This is a genomic window from Streptacidiphilus sp. PAMC 29251 (assembly GCF_054208735.2).
The window spans coordinates 298,057-320,787 of sequence record NZ_CM135725.2; the positions used below are offsets into that span (position 1 = coordinate 298,057).

A 22,731-nucleotide genomic window follows, 5' to 3' on the forward strand; every position below is an offset into this window, starting at 1 on the left:
CTACTACCTGCGATCAAGGAGACTTACCCCTATGTTGGAGCGCACCCGCGGTAAGGGTACGACCTAGGTCACCTTCACCGTCCCCGCCGAGCACCCCTGTGGGCAGGTCAGTGTCGTGGGCGACTTCAACGACTGGCAGCCCGGCGCCCACTCGCTGATCGCGCGTAAGGACGGCACCCGCACCGTCAGCCTGACCCTGCCCGCCGAGCAGACCCACGCCTTCCGCTACCTGGCCCACGGCGACTATTGGTTCGACGAGGACCAGGCCGACGGCCACGACGGGCGCAACAGCATCCTGCACACCTAAAAACCAGCGCCAGGCCAGCCGTCCGGGGACCCCGGGCCCGGGCCGGTGCCGTGTGCGCGGGACAATTCCCGCCATGAACACGCGCACCCCGGCCGGCCGCCGCACCGGCGGCCCGTACTTCCTTGACCGTCTGCCCGGACCGCCGCCCTGCACCGGCCGGGCAGACCTCTACACCGCGGAAACCCCCACCCCCGGGCAGCAACTGACCGCACGGGCCCTGTGCCACCAGTGTCCTGTCCAGGAAGCCTGCCGCACCTACGCCCGCGACCAGCGCCTGTACTACATCTGGGGCGGGGAGAGCACCCGCGCTCGCACCCAGGCCGGCTACCACCCCCGCGGCCGATAACCGCACACACGGCCACCATCGCGCCGCGACCGGTCTACCACCGAGACGTCGTCCCTGTCCCCCATGCAGGGCGCGTCGCGGAGCGCACTGCCAGTCGCGCTGCTGCTGGCTGCACCGGCCTGGAAGGCTGGGGTGACCTTCCCCTCGTAGCGTTGAGGTCGTGACTGAAGGGGAAGTTGGGAGTCATGGCAGAGATGAGACGAAAGTTCGACGCGGAGTTCCGTGAGGGGGCGGTGCGGATCGTCGCCGAGACCGGTAGGCCGATCGGACAGGTCGCCATGGACCTGGGGATCAACGAGACAACCCTGAGCACATGGGTGTCGAGGGCGAAGAAGGCCGGCGGGGACGGGACGCTGAGCGTGCCCGAGCGCGAGGAACTGGCGCGGCTGCGCCGGTTGGACGCGGAGAAGAACAAGCGGATCAAGGAACTGGAGATGGAGCGCGATGTACTCAAACGCTGCATGGTCCTTTGGGTGAAGTAGCTGAAGGGGACCCGGCGTTGCTCGTCGGGGTGATCAGCGACCAGAGGACCGAGCACGGCATCCCGCACCGCGTCGCCTGCCGCGCCCTCGGAGTGTCCGAGGCGTGGTTCTACAAGTGGCGCCGCCGCCCGGCCGAGCCGACGAAACGCGAGGTCAGGAGGACGCGCCTGGAGGCGAGGGTCACGCACTTCTTCCGGGAGTCGGGCGAGACGTACGGGTCGCCGCGGATCACCCTGGACCTGTGGGCCGAGGGCTGGCAGGTCTCGGTGAACACCGTCGCCGAGGTCATGGCCGACCTGGGCCTGCAGGGCCGCAAGCCCCCGCGAAGGCGGCGCTCACTGACCCGGCAGGGCAAGCGCCGGGCAGCCCCTGACCTGGTGCTTCGCCGGTTCGACGCGGTCGCGCCCGACGTGCTGTGGGTGGGCGACATGACCGAGATCGAGACCGGTGAGGGCAAGTTCTACCTGGCCACCGTCCTGGACCTGTTCTCGCGCCGCCTGCTGGGCTACGCGATGGGCGCGCACCACGACGCAGCCCTGGTGGGGGCGTCGCTGAAGATGGCGGCCACCACCCGCGACGGCCAGGTCGACGGCGTGATCTTTCACTCGGATCGCGGCTCGGAATACACCAGTGAGGCGTACAACGACCTGTGCGACAGGCTGGGCGTGGTGCAGTCCATGGGGCGGGTGGGATCAGCCCTGGACAACGCAGCCGCGGAGTCGTTCAACTCGCTGATCAAGGTCGAGTACATCCACCGGCACCACTTCCCCACCCGGGCCGAGGCCCGCCTGAAGATCGCCACCTGGATCACCGACTTCTACAACCCGCGCCGCCGCCACAGCGGGGCCGCCGGCCTACCGCCCATCGAGTTCGAACGAACCATCAGCGAAGCACGCGCCCACCATCAAAGAGACCAAGCCGCATAAGGAAAGCCTCTACGAAACCAGGGGATTGACAGGGGCCTGTTCCGCCATCGTGAAGGGGTCCCGTCATGCGTGTTGAGCCGCCACCGGCCACCGCCTACGGCAGCCTTGCCGTGGCCGAGGCCCGGATGCTTGCCTACCTGGCCTGCGCCGCCGCCGCCGGACAAACCGTCAGCGCGCAGGACCTGGCACTGCTCCCGGCGCTTCGGCGGAGCCACCACGGGCCTGCAGCCGGCCCATGCCGAAACCGAGCGCACCCCGATCACGACGTGGAGACAGTCAAGGCGCCGGCCACGAGACCCGCAATCATGATCGCGGTGGCCGCTGCCTGCACGGCGCCGAAACGGCCAAGACCTCGGAGGTGGCCTGCTGGCGGCACCGGGCCCGGGCGCAGGGCTGCGGCCGGCCGTCAGTGCAGGATGCTGACGGCGCGGGCGATGACCAGGAGCGAGGTGAGCAGGGCGGCGATGCCTTCGATGCTCATCATGAGTTTGGCCCGGGCGGACAGCGGCATGGTGTCGGTCGGGCTGAAGGCGGTCGAGTTGGTGACCGAGACGTAGAGGTAGTCGGTGAAGGCGGGGACCCAGTCGGAGGGGAAATCGAAGCTGCTTCTGCCGGTCAGCTCGGTCATGAGACCTACCCTTCCTGACGCTACGGCTCCATGCCCCACTCACACGTTCGGCCACGAAGCTGGCCCCAGTCGACGGTACGTTCCCGTCGACTTCGACCACCGCTGCGCTTCCCTGCGCTTGGTTGTCTGCCGCGTTCATGCTGGAGGCGTGGTCCGCTCCTTCGTTCCCCGGGGACCGGGCCGACCCGCGCGGGGGACTTCCCTTGAGTCATAGCCGCGGGCCAGTTGCTGGAGGGCGTCTTGGAGATCCGGCTGGTCCAGGACCAGGTCGGCCTGCATCTGCCCAGGTCGGGCCGGGGCCTGCCGGCAGGGACCACGCTCGTCCAGCGCAGCCACGTGGGCGGCCAACTCGTCCAGGCGCTGCAGATGGCGGTGCAGCGCACCCGGCTCCCTGCTCATGGGACCAGTCTCCACCCGGTGCCACGCTCACGCGCGACCGGTGCGGTGTCAGGGTCGTGGACGACCGCTGCTGCGAAGGCTTGATCGTGAAGGCTCTTTGATCGTTAAAACTATCGGCGGATAATCTGCTCATAGGCACGATGAGTGGGAGCAAAGATGAGCGTGCTCGCCTGGGGCCTCGTCCCCGTGGCCGCAGGTCTGTTCGCCGGCGCCTGGGTGACCTGGTCCGCACGGCCCCGTACAACCAAAGACAACGACTCGCTCACCGGGCACCAGCGCTTTCGTGAGGCAATGGAGCGCAGCAGCGACCCGAAGCAGTAAACCGGCGGGCGGTCGCTCTTCGCGCCGGAGGTCGCGTTGCGCTCCTTGAACCTGGCCGCTTGCCAAGGGTTGACCGCGTAAACCCGACTGGACGCAATACACGCCAGGCCGGGCGGGTCTGCAGTACCGGACCGGCCCGGTGCTACCGCCGTCCACCTGCGCAAACGGGAATGCGACATCCTGGACTGACGGTCCGGCAGCCTCCGGCGGCGAGATGATTGAACCCCGTTGAGGTCATATAAGATCCACGCGTCTGTCCTGCCGCCTCGCTGAAATGACGTCAATGCCTACCAAGAGCCACCTTCTCCTCCTGACTGCGGCAGCGCTGGTCCTGCCGCTCAGTGCCTGCTCCTCGTCCACTGCCAGCACCATGGGTGCAACGGCGGGAAGCAGCACCAGTGCGAGCCCCGCAGCAGCAGGCACCAAGGACGCCGATCCGAACGCCGGCCTGAAGACCGGTCCCCAGCTCGCAGCCCTGCTGCTGCCCGCCAGTGCAGCGCCCAAGGGCTACAAGAGCGTCTCCAGCGGCACCGTGAACAGTGGAGCCGGGTTCCAGGCGCCCACCACGGCACCCATGGACCTCTCCTCCGTCTGCGGAAAGTTGGACGGCACCGCCTGGATAGCAGCAACAGGGATAGGCTCCCAGGCCTTTGCCCAGGGTGACTTCATGAACGCCTACCAGGAAGAGTTCAGCCAGGAGATCGACACCTTCCAGGGAACCGGAGCACAGACCACGATGGCCCGGCTGCGGCAAATCTTCACCCACTGCAAGCACTTCACCGAGACCTCCGGCAGCACCACCGCCCACATGACCCTGACCAGCAAGGCAATACCAGGCCTGGGCAACCAGGCCCTGGAGGCCGTCATCTCCTCCCCCACCTACAAGGGCGGCCAGACCCTGGTGGCGGCCCGCGTCGGCAACACCGTGGTGACCACGTTCTACAACGTGCAGGCAAGCAACCTGGGCTCCGCCGACCTCGGCTACACCAAGAAAATCGTGGCCAAGATCAAAGCCGTCGGTTAACCCTGGCCGTCCACGACCTCGCCTACCCGGTCCATGGAGTCCCCCTGGCTCAACGACAACCTCGACGGCCGCTGCTTCTTCCGCTGGCAAGGGTTGCAGCAGTCATCCCCTCCGGGGAGTACTACGCGGGATACAGCTACAACCGCTACACCCGTCACTGGACCTCGATGTGGTGGACCCACCCGCATGGCTGGATCGCTCAGTGGAACGGATTGCTTGGAGACGCGTTGATCGATCGCATGAAGCGCGCTACCGGAGAGCACCTGGGACGAGCACACCTACGACTACCTGGACCCGCTCCACGGCCAGGGCAAGCCGCACACGTGGCTTCCATACCTCTACAGGAACGGACGAGGCCTCGTGGATGTCGCCGGGTGACGCGGGTCGGTACATCCTCACTGGGGCTTCGTATACTGGTCACGACCCTGTCCCTGGCATGCACGGCATCCTGCGCCGGCGTCCTCAGCGAAGACAACTCCGGGAACAAGATCACGAATGACCTGCGGCAGGACGTGTGGCTCGTGTCCTGTTCCCAGGATCGGCCCAACTTTCCCGGGGCCACAAAGATCGGCGCCAAGAATGCGCTGCAGATGGAGGGAGACTGGCTGCCGGCGGATGACCCGGGGGCGGCCTGCTTCATCTCCAGCAGTCCAAGATCCAACCACGCGGGCTTTCAGGGATGCCTGAAAATGCCAACAGCCGATAACGGCCGCTCCCAATACAAGGTCACCGAAGTAGAAAGCGGAGTCACCGAAAGCGCCTGCATGGCCCTGTCGCGCCCCGGTCCACCGTGACGCTGAAGTCGCCGCCCAACTGGTCACCGTGCTGCGGCGCGGCCAGCCCCACCCTCGCCGCCGTCGACAACCCCAAGAACCAGCGGCAGGCCATGCGGGCCGCCGAGTACGATCAGGCGAGGTGGCACCTCCGAGCCGGGCCACTGCCTACCGGGTTTGGAGCGGCGGCACCCCACATTCCGGGGCGACTCAGGGCGACCTGTACAACGAAGCCGCTGTCAAAATCGGCTGTGGAGCGGACAGGCGCCGTCGACCTTAAAACGTGAGGCTTGTTAGGGCGTCACCGGTCGAGGAGTGCTGGGCAATGACGGTGGCCGCGCCAGTGATGTCCAAGACGCGGGCAACGGACGCGGTGACGCCGGCCAAGGCCAGGGAGCCTTGGCGGCTTTGGGCATGCCGGCAGGCGCGGAGCAGGGCGTTCAGGCCCATCGAGTCGCAGAACGTGACGTGCGACAGGTCCAGCACGAGGTGGACGCTGCCGTGGTCGACCAGGTCCAGAAGCGCTTGCTGGAGCGGGGCGTAGGTCTCCATGTCCATCACACCGGCGACGGTCACCACGGCCGCTCGTCGTTCAGGGTGGGCGACGGTGGTGAAGGCGAGCTGTTCAGTCATGGCGTCTAGGACTCCGAAGTCGGAACGTGGCGATGGGATAGGCGCCCCTCTCAGCATCCCCGTTTTCGGAGCCCGGTTCCAGCCCCCTTCCCCACGAGGGCCAGTCGTTGATTCCAGCGGCCTGCGTGCGCCGTCGCGCGCCAGGCCCAATCCAGCGACGCCCGTGGCCCGAACCAGTATCGTATGAAGGCGTTGCGGGCTGACCGGGTGACAGCCGCCCAGGCGGCATGCCGGTGGCACGGGGCAGAGGCCGGCCACGCATGGCGAGCAGAGTCGAGCCGCGGGAGAACGCACCATGGAGCACCACCACCGCACCCCTCTGGCAGGTGTGGCTCCTCTGCGCGTCGGCCTGGACCAGCGCAGCAGCGTCGGTACCGCCCGCGACCGGGCCGCCCGGTTCCTGTCGTGCCCGCCCTGCCCGGTTCCGGCCAGCGCAACCTCGTTCCAGGACGTGCTGCTGGTGGTCTCCGAACTGGTCACCAACGCGCTGCGCCACGCCCCGGGGCCGGCCACCTTGTCCGTGGTGCTCGCCGCGGGCGAGGTGGAGGTCACCGTCCAGGACACCAGTACGCGCCCCCCTGTCGCGCGCGGTGGCGGCCTGGAGCGGGGCACCGGCGGGTTCGGATGGCCCACCGTCCAACACCTGGCAAGCCGGGTGCAGGTCCTGGTGCACCCCGACGGAAAACACGTGCGTGCCGTCCTGCCCTGGTAGCAGCGCGCAGTCCGGCACCGGCGACCGCCGCACGAGGCTCAGGACCGCGGTTGCCTTGAGGCGTTGGGGTCCGGGCGCGGGGCGGTGACGACGGTGCCGAGGAAGAAGTCGTCCAGGCGGGTGACGACGGCCAGGAAGTCATCCAGGACCAGGGGCTTGGTCAGGTAGGCGTTGGCGTGGCGCCGGTAGGAGTCGGCCACGTCGGCCGGAGCCTGCGAGGTCGTCAGGACCACGACCGGAATGGTCAGCAGGGCCGGATCGGTCTTGACCTCTTCCAGGAACTCACGGCCGCCCATGCGGGGCATGTTCCAGTCCAGCACGATCAAGTCCGGCCTGGAGGCGGCCGGGTCCCGCAGATACTCCAGAGCCGCGACACCGTCGGTGACATGGGCGACCGTGTGCGCAGCACCGTTGCTGTCCAGGGCTTCCTGGATCAGCAGCGCATCCGCGTCGTCATCCTCCACCAGCAGCACGACACCCGTACGCGGATCAAGGTCGGCCATCATAGGCTCGCGGCCATCGAAAAGGGGGCAGGGGGCACACGCAGCACACCCTGGCGACGCCCAAGGAACCCGGCGCTCCGTGGATCCTACAGAACAGACCGCCCGGAACGGCCGTCAGCGCCTCTTGAAGGCCTCCGGGACGGCGCGTTCGAAGGACCCCTCGCGAAGCTGATCAAGGGAACGAGCAGCCCGGTGGTGAGTACAGGCCACCTGCTCTTAGCCGCGGAGGCCGCTTGGCGTGGTCCGGTGTCCGGGCGCGGGCGCCGCTCCGAGGGGGCGCCACACGCCGACGCCCACCAGGCGTGTGTACAGCAGGGCGGCCCGAGCGCGGATCGAGGCGACCGCGGCGGCGGTGACCTGGGGCAGCTGGGCGGCGGCCTGGTGGGCCGCCGGTGGGGACGGTTCGCGCTCGCTCATGCCACCCACCCGGGCCCGAGGGCGGCGACACTGCACACGGTGGTCCGCCCAGGTGGCGATGCCTGGGCCGGCCGCGGTCCGGATGTGCGGCGATGGGCGTGCCGGGCCGGCCCCGGTGGTTTTCCGGCCGCGGCCGGATAGGTGTGGGACGCCGGTGACTCCGCGGTCAGATCGGTGCTGCTACCGGGTCGGTGGGGTTCTGGTTGCCGCGCCATTCGCACAGCAGGACGGTGGCGTCGTCCTGCAGTCTGCCGTCGTGGTGATCCATCACGGCGTGGATCAGGCGGCGCAGGGTTTCGGGGACTGGCCTGTCGTCGGCCTGGTGACGCACGATGAAGTCCGCGAAGCGCTCCTCTCCGAACGCCGTCCCGTCGCGGTCGCGGGCCTCGGTGATGCCGTCGGTGTAGAGCAGGACCCGGTCACCCGGTTCCAGCTGCTGGCTACTGACCGTGACCGGCAGTCCCAGCGCGGTGCCCAGCGGGTGCGAGGGTGTGCCGGTCAGCGGGGCAGACCTGCGGCCGCCGCGGATCAGGATCGGTGGCGGGTGGCCGCAGGTGGTCCAGGTCAGCATGCCGGTGTGCATGTCCAGGTCCGCCAGGAGCGCGGTGGTGTAGCGGCTGCGGGCGTACTGCTCGATCAGCAGGGCCTCGATCGCCGCGCTGGTCTGGGCCAGATCGGCGCCCAGCCGGCGCTGGTTGCGGCAGGCGGCAACCGCCAAGCTCGCGGTCAGGCCCGCCGCGGTGTCGTGGCCCATCGCGTCGAACAGCGCCAGGTGGACAAGGTCATCGGCCAGGGCGTAGTCGAACGCGTCCCCGGCGCTCTCGTAGGCGGGCTCCACCGCGGCAGCGATCACCACCCGGTGGTTGGCGAACGTCATCGCCGGCAGCAGGCCCCGCTGCAGCTCGGCGGCCACCGACATCGGGCGCGTGCGCGTCAGCCGGGCGTAGGAGTCGCTGTCGGTGCGCTTGGCCAGCAGCAGCAGCCCCAAGAGCGCGGCCACATCCTCCAGTTCCACGCCGTCGCCCAGACCGCTGCCCGGGTCGGTGTCCACGCGCAACAGCCCCAGGCGCTCAATGCCTTGCACGATCGGCACCCAGTACCGCAGCCGCCCCTCCTGCGGGAGCGACAGGGGCAGGCCTGCGCGGAAGGCGCGCCCGGCCACGGTGGAGTCGATCCGCAGCTCCTCCCCGCCGCGCCCGGCATCTGGTCCCTGGCCGGTGACCTCCCGCAGCACGTCCTGCTGCAGGTCCACCACATACAGGCGCGCCTGGTACAGGCCGGCCTGATCGGCGTGCACAGCCACCAGCTCCGGCAGATCCTCGAAGGTCACCAGCTGGCCCAGGCGCACCAGAGACGACAGCAGACGGGCAGGGTCGAACAATGCCATGACGGACCTGTCGGCCAAGAAAAGGAGCGTGCCCGCGTGCGCCCGTCGGCCGCCTCTGGAACAAGACGGCGCTGTACGGCAGACGAAAACGAGAAGCCGGCGGCTTCACTACCCACCCTACGACCGCAGAACCCCGCCACGACGAGCGCCCCAGCCCGCCCGACTCGCTGACAAAGCCACACAGGTGTAGCCGCCGAGGCCGTCCTGGCTCCTGGTCGCCGTGGAGGTCCGCAGGCGGGGGCGGGTGGGGTTATCGGCGGCCGCCGGGGCGACGTTCGTCGGCCAGTGAGGTCAGTGGGCCGTATTCGTGGGCGAGTTCCTGCCAGGTCAGATTCTGTCCGCAGCGGGCCTGGTGGTGTGCGGGGTCGTAGTTCGGCATGGTCCAGGTGCCGGTGGCCTTGGTGCGCAGCCACAGGTCGCCGTCGCCGTCGACCACGGTCTGCGGGGCCGGGTCGGGTTCGGCCTGATCGGTGGGGGCCCAGGTGACGCGGCCGGGGTGCGAGGCGCGGCGCAGTTCGGTGGCGGCGGTCTGTGCGGCGAGGTCCTGGGCCTGGCCCTGGAGCGCTTGGACCGCGGCGAGCCGGTAGGCGTCGGTGAGGCTGGGCAGGGCTGTGCCCTGGTTACGCTTGGAGCCCATGGGAGTCCTCTCGGGATTCTTCGTCACGGCGTGGTCTGCTGCGGGATCGGGCGGTGCCCGGTCTGCTCGATGCCGCCGGCGCACGGCTTGCACGCTTTCTTGCCCGCCCGCACGGCGTCGGCCTCCGGCACCCATCGCGGTGGATGCAGAGCCCGGCCCAACGTCTCATTGTTGCCCACTGCCCGGTGCCGCCCCGCACAGTCCTCGTTCCGGTGGAAACGCGACCCCTTGGCGCTGTTCGGCAGTTCGCGGGCCGAAGCCGGGGCGGCGCTGGCGGTCTTGGTCGCGCGGTGTGCCTCGAGGGCGAGTTGGTACGCGGCGGAGTGCTCACGTGCGACGGTCGCCGCCGGCGCCGCGGCCGTTGGGCCCGTGTCCGGTCCGGCCTGGTCCTCGGGGGCGCTGACTGCGGCTCCGGTGGCCAGGACCTTGAGCGTGCGGACCGCAGCCGACCGCCAGACCGCCCCGCTGGAGTCGTGGCCAGCTCAGCCGCGCGGGGTGGTGCGCAGGGTGGCGGTGACGGTCTTGCCCTCGCGGTGGGTGGCCACCGTCGTGGTGTCGGCCGTGCGGTCCAGCAGGTGCATGCCCAGGCCGCCGGTCCCCCCGGTCAGGTCCGGGGGCCGCTTCACGGGGACGTCGGTGCTGGTGTCGGTGACCGCGACAACCAAATGGTGGTCCTGGTGCAGCAGGTCCAGGGCGCAGGGTCCGGGTGCGTGGCGGACCGCGTTGGTGACCAGCTCGCTGACGACCAGGACCGCGTCCTGCACCACCACCGGGAGCAGCGGCGGGTGCAGCTGCTGCAGGAAGGCTTCGGTGTGGTGGCGGGCTGTGGTGATGCTGCCGTGGTTCCCGTCCAGTTCGAAGGTGGCCTGGGCGGGCGGGGGCTGAGGGTTCATCGCTGATCCCCATGATCTCTTCTGGTCGGTTTTGTTCTGGACTGTGCGCCTGCCCCCGTCATCGGCGGCGATGCCCGCAGGCGGCGGACTGCCCCGATGGCGTAAAGGGGGTGCTTACTGGCCGGTCAGTCCGCTGGTGTCCGGGCCGGTCGGTCCGCGATCCTTCGGGCAGTACGGTGACCGGCAACAGCCGGTGCACCGTCCCCGTCCCCGAATGTGTGGAGTCGCCCCCTCATGTCCTCCGAGGAACTGTCCTTCACCCTCCTCCAGCGCCATGGCGCGCAGGCTGTGGTCCAGGTCAGCGGCGCCATGGACTACGACACCAGCGCCCCGCTGGAACAGTCCCTGGCCGGCCTGCTCGGCAACGGTGCCCGGCACCTGGTCCTGGACATGGGCGCCGTCACCTTCTGCGACTCCTCCGGTATCAACGCCCTCCTGCGGGTCCTGGCCCGGGCCAAGCAGGACCAGGGCTCCCTGGCCCTGGCCGCCGTCACCACCCAGGTCCAGCACGTCCTACAAACGATCGGCGTGGACGCGGTCATCACCCTGTACCCCACCATCACCCTCGCCCTGGACAGCACACCCGCCTGAACCGGCACCCGGGACACCCGGCTACCGGAACCAGTGGTTCCTCCTAAGCCGGGGCGGGCGACCTCCCGGTAGAGCGCAGCAGGACCGTTTTGGGTCCGAAGCGCCGTCGGCCTGGTCGGTGCCGACTCCCATAGCCCGGCCGCTGTCAAACGACGCTGCCACCTCTGACGACACGCCCGCCTCCAGGGGCGGCAGCACGTCGTACTTGATGATCACCACCGCGTCATAGTCGCTTTCGCCGTTCATCTGGTGGACCTGGCTGCCGGCCCGGAGCAGTACGTTGAGGTGCACCTGGGACCCTATGTCCTGTTCGGTGACATTCCAGGTCAGCTTGACGTCGTCGCCCTGCACGAGGCCGTCCAGCAGGCGCGCGTAGGTCCATGCCGCGGGCCCGGCGATGGCGGGCCATAGTGATGGAAAGCAGTCGTCACCAGGAAAGGACCGCGAACGATGAGCCCCAAGACTGTCCTGATCACCGGCACGTCCTCCGGCATAGGGCTGGCCACCGCCGTCGCCGCTGCACGGAGTGGCTGGCACGTCGTCGCCACGATGCGCGACACCGCCAAGGCGGACGCGCTGCGCGCCGCGGCCCGGGCGGCCTCGGTGAGCGTGGAAGTCCGCGCGTTGGATGTGACCGACCCGGCCTCGGTCGCGGCCTGCCTGGACGGCCTGGACAGGCTGGACGCTCTGGTCAACAACGCAGGCTCGGGCCACCTCGGCACCCTGGAGCAGGAGAGCGTGCAGGACGTGCGCGCCGTCATGGAGGTCAACTTCTTCGGCGTCCTGCACGTCACCAAGGCGGCCCTGCCCCTGCTGCGTACAAGCGGGGGCCGGGTACTGACCGTGACGAGCGTGGGCGGCGTGGTCGGCCAGCCGTTCAACGAGGCCTACTGCGCAGCCAAGTTCGCCGTCGAGGGCTTCATGGAGTCCCTCGCCCCGGTGGCGGCCAGCGTCGGGGTGAGCGTCAGTGTGGTCGAGCCGGGCGCGGTGGCCAGCGAGTTCGTCAGCAACGCGGGCGGCCGTGACGCCCTGCTGGCACAGGCCGGACCGTATGCCCCGGCCCTGGACGCCTACCTCGAGCGCACCGCGATGGCATTCGACAACGCCCAGACCCCCGGCCAAGCCGCCGCCACGGTCATCGAAGCCCTCACCACGGACCAGCCCGCCTTCCGGTTGCAGACCTCCCCAGCAGCCCGCCAGTTCACCGCCACCAAGCTCACCGACCTCGACGGCTCCGCCGTCCAGGCTCTCACTGGCACCTGGATCCACTGACCACCGCCCCAGCGGCCCCAGCGCCACCATCGGCCCCTGACCCAAGGTCATGGCGGGCAGCCAACGCATTTCCGCTGGTGGCAGTGGCCTAGGCGTCGGGTCGTGAGGCGGGCAACAAGATCCTGGGCCCCAGGTAGTCCACCCAAGACTGCTGACCCGGGAGTAGCGCATCGATGGCGGCGGTCAGGCAATGTGCTCCCGCCAGCGGGCTAGCTGTGGTGTCTCAGGAGGTTGGTTTCACCGGGGCACCCAGATGACTCCTCACTGCGTTGGCTGCGTGCTGATGAAGCTTGGGACGTGGATCCTGATCCCGCCCATGCTGACCGCGTGCGTCCTGGCCCTGGGTCCGAGCACATGATCACGGCAAGGGCAGCGTGCAGGGAGCCGGCTATCCGGGCGGTGCAGCAGCCAGGCGACCGGGCGCAGTGGTGCCGGCGCGCAGGAAGCGCAGCAGCAGCCATAGCAGCGGGCATTCCACCGCATTGTGCCCTCGTTGCAGAGCTCCGCAGGCTGGCAGGGCTTCAATGCAGGTCACGGGCCATGTCAGCGGGTTTCGACATAGCTCGGACATGGGGTATGCGTCTGGGTGGTGTGTCGGGTCGTTCCGGGGCCGGACTACTGATCCTGGACCAGGCGCTGGACGGTGGCCGCCAGGGTGGAAAGGACCACGGTCTGTTCGCTCTGGCCGGCGGCCAGGCCTTCAAGAACACGCCCCTGGTCGAGCTGTCCGGCTGTCAGGTCATCGACGACATCAGCCACGTTCTCCAGCATCCGGGCGATAGCCCCCAGGACCTGGCCCTGGTCGAGCTGGGTGGCGCCCAGCGCGACCAGGAGGCGGGTGTGGGCGTTCTCCTCGCGCAGCCGGTCCACGTCGGCCGCCAGTTCCTCCACCTGCCGCCGCAGCTCCTCCAGTTCGCTCATGCCCACCAGTCTCCCAGTCCGCCGCCGTGCCTGGGCGCTGTCGGACGGGGGTGCGGTGGGGCGGGTCGGGGTGGCGCGGGGTTCAGTCCGCCCAATGACCCAACCCGCCCCGTGGGCGCGGGTCTGGTCACGCTCCCCCAGGCCTGCCCTGCCCGGGGGAGCCGGTGCAGGCCTGAACGGCAGGTGCCCCCGGCGAAGTAATCCATGCTCAACGGCAAGGCACCGGGGGCGTAGCGCGCCATACGGGCGCGCTAGAACGAACGTACCAATGCCAGCGCTGCCCCGCTATCGACACACGTCGAGCAGGCCGCCGATCCGGGACCGGTCACCGTCCACCCGCGGCGCGGGTGGAAATCTCGTAGCCGAACCCGGCGTTGCCTCACCTGGAGAGCCACCCCGCCCTATCGGCGGCGAGCCCCGCAGCAAGAGATGAACGAGGGTGCGGCGGAACGCGGATGCCGTGGCGGCGGTCACGACGAGGGTGGCGGCGGCCAGGACGGTGAGTGAGCGCTTGGCGGTGCGAATCTTCATGATGGATTCCTTGGTGGCGTCGGGTTGTCGGGCGAGTGGTGTGCCTTCGTTCAGGGCAGGAGGATGATCTTGCCGAGGGCGGTGCGGCTGGAGGATTCGGACAGTTCCAGGGCCGCGGCGGCCTGGGCCAGCGGGAAGCGGGCGGCGATCTGCGCGGTGAGCGCGCCGTCGCGCAACAGGCCGAAGACGTGGGTGAGGTCGGTGCGCATCCGGGTCCGGAAGGCCTCCCGCTTGGCCGAGCCCGGCTTGCCGTGGCGCGCCCAGACGTCGTAGAAGCTCGCATGCCTGCGCGTGGGCAGGTAGTTCCAGACCGCCAGTTTCGCCAGCAGCCTCATGAAGTCGAAGATGATGGGGCTGGTGTCGTTGAGCTTGGCCGCGATGCTGTAGACCACCAGTGTTCCGGTGCGGTTGAGCAGTCGGTAGGAGCGGTTGACGCTCGCGTCGCCACGGTGGTCGAACACGGCGTCCACGCCGTCGGGGGCCAGCGCCCGGACCCTGACCGCCAGGTCGGGGTCCCGGTAGTCGATCGGCTCCACTCCCAGCGCGCGCAGCGCCTGGTGGTGGCGCGGGCTGGCCGTGCCGATCACGCGGACGCCCGCGTGGCGGGCAAGCTGCACCAGGATCGTGCCCACCCCGCCGCTGGCGCCCAGCACCAGCACCGTCTGCCCGGCCTGCACCTTCGCGCTGCTGTGCAGCATCTGATACGCGGTCAGGCCGTTGACGACCAGCGTCTCCGCCTCGGCCGCCTCGATCCCGTCGGGCACCTCCACCAGGTCGGCGGCGCTCAGCAGGACGGCCGTGGCCCAGCCACCGGTCTTGGTCAGAGCGGCGACGCGACGGCCGAGCAGCGCACGGTCCACCCCGGGGCCGACGTCCGCGACGACGCCGACCAGGTCGTAGCCGGGCACGAAGGGGAAAGCCGGCTGGCCGTAGTAGCGACCCCTGCGCATCGCGCTCTCGGCGAAGGACACGGCCGTCGCCTCGACCCGCACCAGGGCCTGCCCGGCGGCCGGTGCCGGCAGTTCGCGCTGGTCCAGCCGCAGGCCCGAGGCCTCGACCTTGCCCGGCAGCACCATCTCGGTCGCTGTCACAGTCGTCCCGGCGGTGGCGTTCATCCCGCTCATAGTGGACTCTCCGCATCTATGCGATTTAGCGTTGCTCTGTTACTAGTCATAACTATGAGGCTATGTGTCACACTGCGTCAAGCAGAAACTTTGAAGTGGGGTGAAGGGTGATGCCCGAGCCGGAGCCGACCCGACGCGAGCGGTACCGACGGCAGACCGTGGCGCAGATCAAGGCCGCGGCCATGGGTTCGTCCCCCGCGGCACAAGTCAGGGCGGTCTCCCACGCCTACCGGCACTGGGCCCTGGCGCAGCCCCACGCCTACCACCTGGCCTACGGAACGAGCTACGGCACCGGCGCCGAACGCGCCGACCAGCGCATCGCGCTGGCAGCGCAGCGGGGCATGGACGTGCTGCTGGGCGTCGTGGCCAAGGCCGGCCGCCCGCCCGCCGCACCGATCCCGGCCGCACTGCACCAACAGATCCGGCACTGGTACGACCACGGCGAGCAGGACGGCCCGCCGACCTGGGTGCTGCATTTCGGACTGGTCTGGTGGAGCCGGCTGCACGGCCTGATCAGCCTGGAACTGGGTCGGCACCTGGCAGCCACCGGGATCGAACCCGCGCTGCTCTACCGAACCGAGGTCGAGGCCATGCTGGCGGGCCTGGGCGGCGAGCGCCGCGCCACGGCATGACACCGCTCAGAGCGTTACTGGGCGTAGTGGAACGAGATGCCGGTCCGAACTCGTGGTGCTCGTTACACTGCGAAGATGGATAACACGTCTCCGACCATGAACCGGCGCGAGCGGCTGCGGGCGCAGACCCTGCGGGAGATCGAGGAGGCGTCCTTCGCGATCATCGACGCGGAGGGCGTGGACTCCCTGTCGATCGCGGCGATCGGGCGGAGCATGGCGATGTCCGCCCCCGCGGTCTACCGCTACTTCCCGTCCCGCGACGCGCTCGTGGCGCACCTGGTGACCCTGTCCTACCAGCAGCTCACCACAGCAATGGGCCAAGCCGTGCAGGGCGGCGGCCCTGAGCCGCGCGAACGGGTGCGGGTCCTGGTCGCCGCCTACCGGGGCTGGGCGCTGCGGCACCGCCGACGCTACGGAATGCTCTTCGGCGAGCGCGCCGGCCACCTGCCCGCGTCGGTGACCACCCGGACCCCGCTGGACCAGGCGATGGCACTGCTCATCGACATGCTGCTGGCCGCCAAGGGCGACGCGCCCGCCAGCACCGGCAACGCAACCCTGGACGGCCAGCTGCAGGCGTGGGCCCGCACCCAGGAACGACCCGACACCCCGCCGAGCGCCGCCCTCGCCGCCGTCCTGATCTGGACCCGGGTCCACGGCATCGTGAGCCTCGAACTCACCGGCATCTTCGATGACCACACCATCCAGGCCCAGCGACTGATCGACCTGGAGATCGACGGAGCCATCCGCACCCCGGGGCCGGCCAACTGACGCCCGGGTTGCGGACCGCCATGAGCATCGCCCACGCACACGACCAGACCCTCCAACCACGATCGGTCGCATGGGGCAGCCGGTCCACGGTGGAACGGCAGAACCGCTTATCGAAGTCCCGGACCGCCCTGCCCGCCAGACGCCGCACCTTGGCCGAGGCCGGCAGCTCGACGAAGTCACTGCGACAGCGGGCCACCACCGCCTCCGACAACCGGTCACCCGACAGTTCCACCCCGCACAGCCCGGCCGTCAGCCACTCGGCCAGCCGCTCTTGGTCCTCCTCCGTGCCCGCCCGCAACCCGAACGCCTCACGGATCTCCTCGCGGTGGCGCTTGATCCGGTCGCCCTGCAAGTCGTACGACACCCCACGAGCGAGCCCGGACTGTCCGCAGCCGGCTCCGCCAACTGTCCGTCGGCAGTTCCGCCATTTACGAATCCGCATCCCTCTATGACCTCGCACGGCCGACAACCCGACCGCCATCTGTCAGTCGTGGTCACACCAAGATCGGCTGAGGCTCGCGGCGTGTCCACCGAGTGGTACACCGAGGCCGGGAGCACCGTTGCATGACATGAGCCGTTGCGAGCTGGACAACCAGATCAGGAGTGCCATCCGCCTGGATGGGGGCCACTGGCTGTGGGCGGGCAGTACCGACCGCCACGGGCGGCCCGTCGTCCACCATGACGAGCACACGGTGGTGGTCCGGCGCTGGCTGTGGGAACAGCAGGCAGGCGTGCCGGCCGGTGGGCTGGTGGTGCGCAGGACCTGCTCCCACTCAGCCTGTGTGCGCCCCGCGCACGCAAGGGCGACCGGGCGTGGCGCGTCGGGCGGTACCGTCACCGAGCGCCTGGCGCGCAGGCTGGTGCCGACTGCGGGCGGCTGCCTACTGGTCGACGGCCAGAGTGATGCCAGGCGGGCCCCTGCCGTCGATGTGGACGGCAGGCGCACCACCATGGCGCGGGCCCTGTGGCAGGAGCGCGTCGGCCCGGTCCCCCCGGACCTGCGTGTCGCCCGCACTTGCGAGCAGCTCGCCTGCGTAGCACCCGCCCACCTGTACCTGACCACCGCGCTCGCGCGGGTGCGGGCCACCGCCCAACGCGGCGGCTTTGCCGGCGAAGCCCACTGGAACCACAAACTGACCGAGGACCAGGTCCGGCAGATCCGCGCCGAACCCGCCACCCCGGCCACCGAACTCGCCGCCCGCTACCACGTCAGCTCTGCGACCATCGGCGACGCACGCGCCCGACGCCACTGGGCCCACCTGTAGTGGTGTGGGCCCCCCGCTGGCTCCGTCCCTACTGCTTCCGCTTCCGCGGCGGCCTGCCGCTGCGCAGGTGTTTGAGCGCCAGCTGGGCCAGGGACTTCTCTCCGTGGTGATCACCGTAGTCGGGGAAGAGGTGTTGTCACGTTGTCTGGCGGCGGTAGGATGATCTTGTAGTTGCTCGTTGTCGGGAGGGTCGTTTCGTGGTGTCTGTGCCGCCGTCGTACAGCAATCACCGGTACCCGGCGGAGGTGATCTCGCACTGCGTGTGGCTGTACTTCCGGTTCCCGCTCAGCTTCCGCGAGGTCGAGGAGCTGATGCTGGAGCGCGGGGTGGTCGTGTCCTACGAGACGATCCGCCGGTGGACGCTGAAGTTCGGGCAGGACTACGCGAACGCGCTGCGCCGCAGGCGCCCTCGGCCCGGGGACAAGTGGCACCTGGACGAGGTCTTCATCAAGATCAACGGCGAGCAGAGGTACCTGTGGCGAGCCGTGGACGCCGACGGCGACGTCCTGGACATCCTCGTGCAGAACCGCCGGGACACCGCCGCGGCCAGGCGTTTCTTCCGCAAACTCCTGAAGACCACCGGGTCGATGCCCCGGGTGGTGGTCACCGACAAGCTCCGGTCCTACGGGGCCGCGCTGCGGGAGGTCATGCCCTCGGTCGAACACCGGGCACACAAGGGACTGAACAACCGCGCCGAGAACTCCCACCAACGAACCTGTAAGGAATCAAGTCCGCGTGTCGTGATTCTGGCGATCCATATGTGGTAAGGTGACTGATTACCTGTTACCTGGTCAGGTCGGTGTGGGGATCCAGGCTCCGCGGCCGTCGAAGAGTCGGCGGGTGACGTCGAGGAGGTTCCTGCCCTGTTTGGCGGCGGTGGACAGGTAGCCGCGCATGGCGAGGAACCGCTCGGCGCCCTGGAAGGTGCGCCAACCGTTCGAGATCTTCTGCTGCACCTTCACCATGCGAATCGCCTGCTCGGAGCGGTTGTTGTCGAAGGGGACCCGCCAGTCGAAGGCGAAGCGGAGCACTTGGTCGCGTTCGGTGTCCAGGCGGTCCAGCAGGTTCGCCGTCTTCGACCGCTTCGATCGGGTCCCGGGTGCGCGGGCCGGGTGCAGTCGGCGTCCGGCGGTGATGAGGGTGTCGTAGCGGTCCGCGTAGCGTTCCAGTTCGTCCAGGCTGAATCCGTTTGCCCACGCGTGTTCGGTGCGGGCGTCCTTGATCGTGTCCCAGATCTCCACCAGCAACTCCGCCAGTTGCGAAGCCCACTCCTGTGGGGCGTCGGGGCCGGCGTTTTCCACCGCACCGGCCAGTTCCCGCAGGTGGTGCGCGTTGCACAGGGCGTGGGCGGCTGCGGTGTAGGTCTTGTAGGGCTTCCAGCCGTCGTGGACGGCGATCCCGGTGAAGCGGGGCAGGACGCCCATCGCCTCGAACGCGAGAACACCGCGCTTGGCGTGCACGGAGTAAAGGGTGAGTGTGCGCGTGCAGGCGGTGTGCACCCAGCAGGTCCGCCCCGCGACCCGGGCCCCGGTCTCGTCGAAGCCGACCACCTCACAGTCGATCAACTGCGCGCGGACGGTGGCGGTGTGCGCCGTCACCGCGTCGGCGGCCTGCTCGTTCCACGCCAGCAGCGAGCCGGTGGCCACCTTCACGCCCAGGCAGTCGGCCAGTAGTTCCGCGCACCGCGCGTAGGGCAGGTGCTGACGGTTGAGCAGGTACACAGCCATCGCCCGAACCCCCGGTCCGTACTGGACCGGGGCCGATACCCCGGCTGGCGCGGGGGCCGCCGTCGTGGTCCCGCATCCGCAGCGACGGTGTTCGATGCGGTGCTCGGTGACCTGCGGTCGGATCTCGGGCAGGTCGAAGACCTGCCGCCGCTCCACGGACACCACCTGCGCGTCCGCCAGCGCGCCCGCGCAGCCCGTGCACGCGAGCGGAACGTGCACCCGGATCCGGTCCGGGGCCTGAACCTGGAGCAATGCCCCGCCCGGCGAACCCTTCGGCTTGCCCGGGCCGCGCCCCGAGGGCTTGCGCAACGACTTCGGCTTGGCCAGGCCGTCACTGGACGGCGGTTTCGAGGAGTTCCGCGAGTTCATCCCCAACTGCCGACGCAGTTCGGTGTTCTCCGCCCGCAACTCCGCAATCTCGACCCTGGCCGCAGCCAGCTCGGCACGCACCTGGGACAATTCGGCCCGCAACTCGCCCACCAGCCCGACGAGTTCCGCATAGCTCGGCAACTCGCTCTCGGACATGACCCCATGATCAACCAGGCAGGCCTACAAGATCAACCCCGGCGAGGACAGGGCAGGTAACCAGTCACGTGGTAAGTAGCCCCGAGCTGCAGCTTTGCGCAGTCAGGCCACCGTTATGGCGTGAAGTCGAGCGGGATCGCAGCGGCGGCTTTGCAGCTCTCAGCCGCTTTCAGCTCATCGGCTGCGAGGCGGCGACACGCGGACTTGATTCTTTACGGGTTCAACCCACCCGGCAGCGCGAACGCGCGATGAAGGGCTTCCGCTCCGTCGGCTCAGCCCAACGGTTCCTGGCCGCGTTCACCGGCATCTCACCCCACTTCCGACCCCGCAGACACCTCCTCACCGCCGGCCGGAACCGCCTCGAAATGACCATCCGCCTCACCATCTGGAACCACATCACCGGCACCACCGCTCTGCCCACAGCTGCCTGAGCAACCGCCACCACCAGGGCCCAGCCATGCCCCGACACACCGTCAGAGAGGCTCTGGCCCGTAATCGGTGGTGGCCCTCCGTGGCTATGACTGGAGCAGGATCCGTTGGCGGAGGAGGGGGAAGGCGGCGCGGCCGTGCATCTGCCTCATGATCTTCTTGGTGCTGGTGTTGACGCCCTCGGTGCGGCCGTTGTGGTACGGGAGAGTGAGGCCGGCGTCGACGGCGGCTCGGTCGAGTTCGAGGCCGTTGGCGAAGGAATGCAGGTGGGGCAGGTCAGCGGCGCGGACCTGGCTGATCCAGGTGGTGAGTTTCGCGTCGTTTCCCTCTATGGGTGTCAGGAGTTGGGCGAACTCGCCTGCAAGTCGGGTGAGTTCGGTCATCTCTGGGCAGGACGTGGTGAGGTTTCGCAGTAGTTCGGTGTCCTTGTCGCGCAGGTTGTCGGGGCGGGTCAGGAGGAGTCGGGCCAGGCGGTTGGGGGTGATGGTGGGCCGGTCGCCCTCGGCGCGGCCCTGGGTGAGGTACCGCACCAGCAGGTTCGCGCTGCCGGTGTAGCCCATTTCCTTGATCTCGCGCAGGAGTTGCGTGGCGGGGACGGCTGGGTCGGTGGCGCGGCGTTCGCGCAGGTGGTCGCGGTAGGGGTCGACCAGCGTGGTCCGGTACTGCGGCACCCGGCGCTGGGGGGCGGGCTCCGTCATGCGGGCGTACCGCTTGACGGTGTTCAGTGCCACGTCCAGGCGGCGGGCGCATTCGAGCAGGCCGACGCCTTTGCCGAGCAGGTCGTGGACGTGCCGCCAGCGCTGGAGGGTGGTCTGCTCGCGGACCCCGGCGGGGCGGGCCGGATTCGCGGTCGCCCAGCACGCGGCGTGGGCGCGGACCTCGGACAGGGCTCTGCCACACAGGTTGATGGGTCGGGCCGGGGCGCCCTGCCGGGATTACTCCCGGTGGGTTTCCCCGACCCGCCCTCCGAACCCGGCGTGCGGCTCTCACCGCACCGGGCTCTCCACGAGATCATCCGTTGGAAACGGGCTGCCCAGAGCGTCCGGCCAAGGGCTGGGGATGCCGTTCGTGCCTCGGTAGCGATACCGAGTGATCGGTACTCTGCCGAGGTCGAACAGTTGGATCCCGTCCATTTCGATGGGCTTCCACCGCCCGTTGGGGCCGCGGAGCCATCGCCGGATGGCCGTCCACGTCATGCGGTGCCGGTGCATCACCCAGCGGACGATGCGCCACCAGACGAAGGTGTGCAGGGTCTGCAGGGTGTGCTTGGCGACCGCGTGCCTGAAGTAGTTGGCCCAGCCGCGCAGGATCTGGTTGATCCGGATCAGCGTGATCTTGTAATCGAGATGCGACAACTTCTGGGTCAGTGCCTTGATCTTCCGTTTCAGCGACGCGACCGGTTTGTCGGCGATGAACGTGTAGACGTGCCACTTGTCCGTTCCGCGTTTCCGCATCCAGACGATTCGGAAGCCGAGGAAGTCGAACCCGTCCGCAAGGTGCACCACCTGGGTCTTGGCCTCTGACAGCACCAGGCCCATCGGGGCCAGGACCTCGCTCACATGCTCGCGAAGCGCCTCGGCGTGCTCGCGGGTGCCGTGGACCATGACGACGAAGTCGTCCGCATAGCGGACCAGTCGCCAGGTCGGCAGGCCCCGCCGCCGTTGCCGCTCGCGATCGCGCCGACTGCCCATCATGCTGGTCCACTGCTCGGCGGCAAAGTCGTCGAGCACGGACAGTGCGATGTTGGCCAGCAGCGGCGAGAGGATCCCGCCTTGCGGGGTTCCCGAATCGGTCTCGTTCCGCTCGCCGAGCTCGGTCATGATCCCGGCTTTGAGGAACGCCTTCACCAGCGCGAGCACCCGCTTGTCCTTCACCCGCGCCCGGACACGGCCCATCAGGGCCGTGTGGTCGATGCGGTCGAAGCACGCCTCGATGTCCGCGTCCAGCACCCAGCGGTATCCCTGAGAGCCGAACAGGTGGATCTCGGCGATCGCGTCGTGTGCACGCCGGTTGGGCCGGAACCCGTAGGAGTACGGACGAAAATCCGCCTCGAACACGGGCTCCAGGACCAGCTTCAACGCAGCCTGCACCACCCGGTCCGCAACGGTCGGGATCCCCAGCCGGCGCAGTTTCCCGCCCGCCTTGGGGATCATCCGTTCGCGCACCGGCAGGGGCTGGAAGGCCCCGGCCCGGAGCTGGTCGCGGATGTGGTTCAGGTGCGCTGTCACTCCGGACGCCAGGACGTCGGCGGCGCGAACGCCGTCCACGCCTGCTGTCCGGGCTCCGGTGTTGCCCGCGACCCGCTCAAACGCCATCACCAGGACGGCCGGGTCACAGACGAAGTTGAACACATCGTCGAACCGGAAGCCGTGATCGGCTACCGCCCAACGGTGCAGCTTGGTCTGCATCTTCCGTACCCGCGCCTCGGCAACCAGCACCGAGGGCCACGCGACCAGGGCATCCACCCCGGTGTCTTCGGACATTGCAGTTCCTCCCTTGCAATCTCGCTGCCGCCCTTCCCCATGCGCCGGGCTCTCCCCGGCTCGGAGTACTACGGC

General features: G+C 69.2%; 26 protein-coding genes and 4 pseudogenes. 15 read left to right on the forward strand and 15 right to left on the reverse strand.

Going from position 1 to position 22,731, the window contains the following annotated elements; translation table 11 throughout:
- Nucleotides 1-115 precede the first annotated feature (115 nt).
- From ACXKR8_RS01550 to ACXKR8_RS01565, 4 genes are all read left to right on the forward strand, one after another.
- A complete protein-coding gene (locus ACXKR8_RS01550; protein ID WP_458271095.1) occupies nt 116-307 on the forward strand; it encodes an isoamylase early set domain-containing protein in 192 nt (63 codons plus the stop codon).
- 73 nt (nt 308-380) lie between these two features.
- Nucleotides 381-653 carry a WhiB family transcriptional regulator gene (locus tag ACXKR8_RS01555; protein ID WP_458271096.1) on the forward strand — a complete coding sequence of 91 codons (273 nt, stop codon included), beginning with the start codon at nt 381-383 and terminating at the stop codon, nt 651-653.
- Between the two features lie 194 nt (nt 654-847).
- Complete coding sequence (locus ACXKR8_RS01560) at nt 848-1,135, forward strand: transposase (RefSeq protein WP_458267499.1); 288 nt, start codon at nt 848-850, stop codon at nt 1,133-1,135.
- A gap of 29 nt (nt 1,136-1,164) precedes the next feature.
- Entirely contained in the window at nt 1,165-2,061 is an 897-nt protein-coding gene (locus ACXKR8_RS01565) for an IS3 family transposase (protein WP_458267500.1), read from the forward strand.
- A 406-nt stretch (nt 2,062-2,467) separates the two neighbouring features.
- On the opposite strand, the gene ACXKR8_RS01570 is transcribed toward ACXKR8_RS01565, so the two are convergent.
- Both ACXKR8_RS01570 and ACXKR8_RS01575 read right to left on the reverse strand, forming a co-directional pair.
- A complete protein-coding gene (locus tag ACXKR8_RS01570) occupies nt 2,468-2,689 on the reverse strand; it encodes a hypothetical protein (protein WP_458271097.1) in 222 nt (73 codons plus the stop codon).
- A 135-nt stretch (nt 2,690-2,824) separates the two neighbouring features.
- Nucleotides 2,825-3,088 carry a hypothetical protein gene (locus tag ACXKR8_RS01575; RefSeq protein WP_458271098.1) on the reverse strand — a complete coding sequence of 88 codons (264 nt, stop codon included), beginning with the start codon at nt 3,086-3,088 and terminating at the stop codon, nt 2,825-2,827.
- Nucleotides 3,089-3,244: 156 nt separating this feature from the next.
- Between ACXKR8_RS01575 and ACXKR8_RS01580 the strand changes: the two genes are divergently transcribed.
- The 3 genes from ACXKR8_RS01580 (at nt 3,245) to ACXKR8_RS01590 (ending at nt 5,227) form a co-directional block, all read left to right on the forward strand.
- Nucleotides 3,245-3,409 carry a hypothetical protein gene (locus ACXKR8_RS01580; protein WP_458271099.1) on the forward strand — a complete coding sequence of 55 codons (165 nt, stop codon included), beginning with the start codon at nt 3,245-3,247 and terminating at the stop codon, nt 3,407-3,409.
- Between the two features lie 283 nt (nt 3,410-3,692).
- On the forward strand, nt 3,693-4,433 hold the full coding sequence (locus ACXKR8_RS01585) for a hypothetical protein (RefSeq protein ID WP_458271100.1): 741 nt from the start codon (nt 3,693-3,695) through the stop codon (nt 4,431-4,433).
- A gap of 374 nt (nt 4,434-4,807) precedes the next feature.
- Nucleotides 4,808-5,227, forward strand: coding sequence for a hypothetical protein (locus ACXKR8_RS01590; protein WP_458271101.1), 420 nt, complete (start codon nt 4,808-4,810; stop codon nt 5,225-5,227).
- A gap of 255 nt (nt 5,228-5,482) precedes the next feature.
- Here ACXKR8_RS01590 and ACXKR8_RS01595 read toward each other — a convergent pair whose 3' ends face one another.
- A complete protein-coding gene (locus tag ACXKR8_RS01595) occupies nt 5,483-5,839 on the reverse strand; it encodes an STAS domain-containing protein (protein WP_458271102.1) in 357 nt (118 codons plus the stop codon).
- Nucleotides 5,840-6,134: 295 nt separating this feature from the next.
- On the opposite strand from ACXKR8_RS01595, the gene ACXKR8_RS01600 reads away from it, so the two are divergent.
- Nucleotides 6,135-6,551, forward strand: a complete 417-nt coding sequence (locus tag ACXKR8_RS01600) for an ATP-binding protein (protein ID WP_458271103.1) — start codon at nt 6,135-6,137, stop codon at nt 6,549-6,551.
- 38 nt (nt 6,552-6,589) lie between these two features.
- On the opposite strand, the gene ACXKR8_RS01605 is transcribed toward ACXKR8_RS01600, so the two are convergent.
- From ACXKR8_RS01605 to ACXKR8_RS01625, 5 genes are all read right to left on the reverse strand, one after another.
- Nucleotides 6,590-7,054, reverse strand: a complete 465-nt coding sequence (locus tag ACXKR8_RS01605; RefSeq protein ID WP_458271104.1) for a response regulator — start codon at nt 7,052-7,054, stop codon at nt 6,590-6,592.
- A 216-nt stretch (nt 7,055-7,270) separates the two neighbouring features.
- Nucleotides 7,271-7,471, reverse strand: a complete 201-nt coding sequence (locus ACXKR8_RS01610) for a hypothetical protein (protein ID WP_458271105.1) — start codon at nt 7,469-7,471, stop codon at nt 7,271-7,273.
- Nucleotides 7,472-7,637: 166 nt separating this feature from the next.
- Nucleotides 7,638-8,858 (reverse strand): PP2C family protein-serine/threonine phosphatase, encoded by a 1,221-nt coding sequence (locus ACXKR8_RS01615; RefSeq protein WP_458271106.1) that lies wholly within the window; start codon nt 8,856-8,858, stop codon nt 7,638-7,640.
- A gap of 250 nt (nt 8,859-9,108) precedes the next feature.
- Nucleotides 9,109-9,495: a hypothetical protein gene (locus ACXKR8_RS01620; protein ID WP_458271107.1), complete on the reverse strand. Its 387-nt coding sequence runs from the start codon at nt 9,493-9,495 to the stop codon at nt 9,109-9,111.
- A gap of 482 nt (nt 9,496-9,977) precedes the next feature.
- Nucleotides 9,978-10,388: an ATP-binding protein gene (locus tag ACXKR8_RS01625; RefSeq protein WP_458271108.1), complete on the reverse strand. Its 411-nt coding sequence runs from the start codon at nt 10,386-10,388 to the stop codon at nt 9,978-9,980.
- Between the two features lie 234 nt (nt 10,389-10,622).
- Here ACXKR8_RS01625 and ACXKR8_RS01630 point away from each other — a divergent pair, with 234 nt between their 5' ends.
- On the forward strand, nt 10,623-10,979 hold the full coding sequence (locus tag ACXKR8_RS01630) for an STAS domain-containing protein (protein WP_458271109.1): 357 nt from the start codon (nt 10,623-10,625) through the stop codon (nt 10,977-10,979).
- A 21-nt stretch (nt 10,980-11,000) separates the two neighbouring features.
- On the opposite strand, the gene ACXKR8_RS01635 is transcribed toward ACXKR8_RS01630, so the two are convergent.
- Nucleotides 11,001-11,330, reverse strand: a complete 330-nt coding sequence (locus ACXKR8_RS01635; RefSeq protein ID WP_458271110.1) for a hypothetical protein — start codon at nt 11,328-11,330, stop codon at nt 11,001-11,003.
- Nucleotides 11,331-11,417: 87 nt separating this feature from the next.
- Here ACXKR8_RS01635 and ACXKR8_RS01640 point away from each other — a divergent pair.
- A pseudogene (locus tag ACXKR8_RS01640) lies at nt 11,418-12,251 on the forward strand (SDR family NAD(P)-dependent oxidoreductase); the annotation flags it as partial.
- 615 nt (nt 12,252-12,866) lie between these two features.
- Here the strand turns inward: ACXKR8_RS01640 and ACXKR8_RS01645 are convergent.
- The gene (locus ACXKR8_RS01645; RefSeq protein ID WP_458271111.1) at nt 12,867-13,172 is read right to left on the reverse strand and encodes a hypothetical protein; all 306 of its coding nucleotides are present in this window, start codon (nt 13,170-13,172) and stop codon (nt 12,867-12,869) included.
- A 581-nt stretch (nt 13,173-13,753) separates the two neighbouring features.
- The gene (locus ACXKR8_RS01650) at nt 13,754-14,818 is read right to left on the reverse strand and encodes a medium chain dehydrogenase/reductase family protein (protein WP_458275278.1); all 1,065 of its coding nucleotides are present in this window, start codon (nt 14,816-14,818) and stop codon (nt 13,754-13,756) included.
- Between the two features lie 119 nt (nt 14,819-14,937).
- Here ACXKR8_RS01650 and ACXKR8_RS01655 point away from each other — a divergent pair, with 119 nt between their 5' ends.
- Nucleotides 14,938-15,459: a TetR-like C-terminal domain-containing protein gene (locus ACXKR8_RS01655; RefSeq protein WP_458271112.1), complete on the forward strand. Its 522-nt coding sequence runs from the start codon at nt 14,938-14,940 to the stop codon at nt 15,457-15,459.
- Nucleotides 15,460-15,534: 75 nt separating this feature from the next.
- Nucleotides 15,535-16,227, forward strand: coding sequence for a TetR/AcrR family transcriptional regulator (locus ACXKR8_RS01660; protein WP_458271113.1), 693 nt, complete (start codon nt 15,535-15,537; stop codon nt 16,225-16,227).
- On the opposite strand, the gene ACXKR8_RS01665 is transcribed toward ACXKR8_RS01660, so the two are convergent.
- On the reverse strand, nt 16,133-16,708 hold the full coding sequence (locus ACXKR8_RS01665) for a DUF4158 domain-containing protein (RefSeq protein ID WP_458271114.1): 576 nt from the start codon (nt 16,706-16,708) through the stop codon (nt 16,133-16,135). The genes ACXKR8_RS01660 and ACXKR8_RS01665 overlap by 95 nt on opposite strands.
- 88 nt (nt 16,709-16,796) lie before the next feature.
- On the opposite strand from ACXKR8_RS01665, the gene ACXKR8_RS01670 reads away from it, so the two are divergent.
- Nucleotides 16,797-17,492: a hypothetical protein gene (locus tag ACXKR8_RS01670; RefSeq protein WP_458271115.1), complete on the forward strand. Its 696-nt coding sequence runs from the start codon at nt 16,797-16,799 to the stop codon at nt 17,490-17,492.
- A 197-nt stretch (nt 17,493-17,689) separates the two neighbouring features.
- A pseudogene (locus ACXKR8_RS01675) lies at nt 17,690-18,202 on the forward strand (IS6 family transposase); the annotation flags it as partial.
- Between the two features lie 81 nt (nt 18,203-18,283).
- Here the strand turns inward: ACXKR8_RS01675 and tnpC are convergent.
- Complete coding sequence (gene tnpC, locus ACXKR8_RS01680; RefSeq protein ID WP_458271116.1) at nt 18,284-19,744, reverse strand: IS66 family transposase; 1,461 nt, start codon at nt 19,742-19,744, stop codon at nt 18,284-18,286.
- A 221-nt stretch (nt 19,745-19,965) separates the two neighbouring features.
- Here tnpC and ACXKR8_RS01685 point away from each other — a divergent pair.
- Nucleotides 19,966-20,175, forward strand: a pseudogene (locus ACXKR8_RS01685) (IS6 family transposase); the annotation flags it as partial.
- A gap of 84 nt (nt 20,176-20,259) precedes the next feature.
- Here ACXKR8_RS01685 and ACXKR8_RS01690 read toward each other — a convergent pair.
- A pseudogene (locus ACXKR8_RS01690) lies at nt 20,260-21,078 on the reverse strand (transposase); the annotation flags it as partial.
- A gap of 81 nt (nt 21,079-21,159) precedes the next feature.
- The gene (gene ltrA / locus ACXKR8_RS01695; protein ID WP_458271087.1) at nt 21,160-22,656 is read right to left on the reverse strand and encodes a group II intron reverse transcriptase/maturase; all 1,497 of its coding nucleotides are present in this window, start codon (nt 22,654-22,656) and stop codon (nt 21,160-21,162) included.
- Nucleotides 22,657-22,731: the final 75 nt, after the last annotated feature.

Coding starts and splice junctions, on each gene's coding strand:
- ACXKR8_RS01555 (WP_458271096.1), top strand. CDS start 381: ATGAACACGCGCACCCCGGCCGGCCGCCGCACCGGCGGCCCGTACTTC.
- ACXKR8_RS01560 (WP_458267499.1), top strand. CDS start 848: ATGAGACGAAAGTTCGACGCGGAGTTCCGTGAGGGGGCGGTGCGGATC.
- ACXKR8_RS01570 (WP_458271097.1), bottom strand. CDS start 2,689: ATGACCGAGCTGACCGGCAGAAGCAGCTTCGATTTCCCCTCCGACTGG.
- ACXKR8_RS01575 (WP_458271098.1), bottom strand. CDS start 3,088: ATGAGCAGGGAGCCGGGTGCGCTGCACCGCCATCTGCAGCGCCTGGAC.
- ACXKR8_RS01580 (WP_458271099.1), top strand. CDS start 3,245: ATGAGCGTGCTCGCCTGGGGCCTCGTCCCCGTGGCCGCAGGTCTGTTC.
- ACXKR8_RS01585 (WP_458271100.1), top strand. CDS start 3,693: ATGCCTACCAAGAGCCACCTTCTCCTCCTGACTGCGGCAGCGCTGGTC.
- ACXKR8_RS01595 (WP_458271102.1), bottom strand. CDS start 5,839: ATGACTGAACAGCTCGCCTTCACCACCGTCGCCCACCCTGAACGACGA.
- ACXKR8_RS01600 (WP_458271103.1), top strand. CDS start 6,135: ATGGAGCACCACCACCGCACCCCTCTGGCAGGTGTGGCTCCTCTGCGC.
- ACXKR8_RS01605 (WP_458271104.1), bottom strand. CDS start 7,054: ATGGCCGACCTTGATCCGCGTACGGGTGTCGTGCTGCTGGTGGAGGAT.
- ACXKR8_RS01610 (WP_458271105.1), bottom strand. CDS start 7,471: ATGAGCGAGCGCGAACCGTCCCCACCGGCGGCCCACCAGGCCGCCGCC.
- ACXKR8_RS01615 (WP_458271106.1), bottom strand. CDS start 8,858: ATGGCATTGTTCGACCCTGCCCGTCTGCTGTCGTCTCTGGTGCGCCTG.
- ACXKR8_RS01620 (WP_458271107.1), bottom strand. CDS start 9,495: ATGGGCTCCAAGCGTAACCAGGGCACAGCCCTGCCCAGCCTCACCGAC.
- ACXKR8_RS01625 (WP_458271108.1), bottom strand. CDS start 10,388: ATGAACCCTCAGCCCCCGCCCGCCCAGGCCACCTTCGAACTGGACGGG.
- ACXKR8_RS01630 (WP_458271109.1), top strand. CDS start 10,623: ATGTCCTCCGAGGAACTGTCCTTCACCCTCCTCCAGCGCCATGGCGCG.
- ACXKR8_RS01645 (WP_458271111.1), bottom strand. CDS start 13,172: ATGAGCGAACTGGAGGAGCTGCGGCGGCAGGTGGAGGAACTGGCGGCC.
- ACXKR8_RS01650 (WP_458275278.1), bottom strand. CDS start 14,818: ATGAACGCCACCGCCGGGACGACTGTGACAGCGACCGAGATGGTGCTG.
- ACXKR8_RS01655 (WP_458271112.1), top strand. CDS start 14,938: ATGCCCGAGCCGGAGCCGACCCGACGCGAGCGGTACCGACGGCAGACC.
- ACXKR8_RS01660 (WP_458271113.1), top strand. CDS start 15,535: ATGGATAACACGTCTCCGACCATGAACCGGCGCGAGCGGCTGCGGGCG.
- ACXKR8_RS01665 (WP_458271114.1), bottom strand. CDS start 16,708: ATGGCGGTCGGGTTGTCGGCCGTGCGAGGTCATAGAGGGATGCGGATT.
- ACXKR8_RS01670 (WP_458271115.1), top strand. CDS start 16,797: ATGAGCCGTTGCGAGCTGGACAACCAGATCAGGAGTGCCATCCGCCTG.
- tnpC (WP_458271116.1), bottom strand. CDS start 19,744: ATGTCCGAGAGCGAGTTGCCGAGCTATGCGGAACTCGTCGGGCTGGTG.
- ltrA (WP_458271087.1), bottom strand. CDS start 22,656: ATGTCCGAAGACACCGGGGTGGATGCCCTGGTCGCGTGGCCCTCGGTG.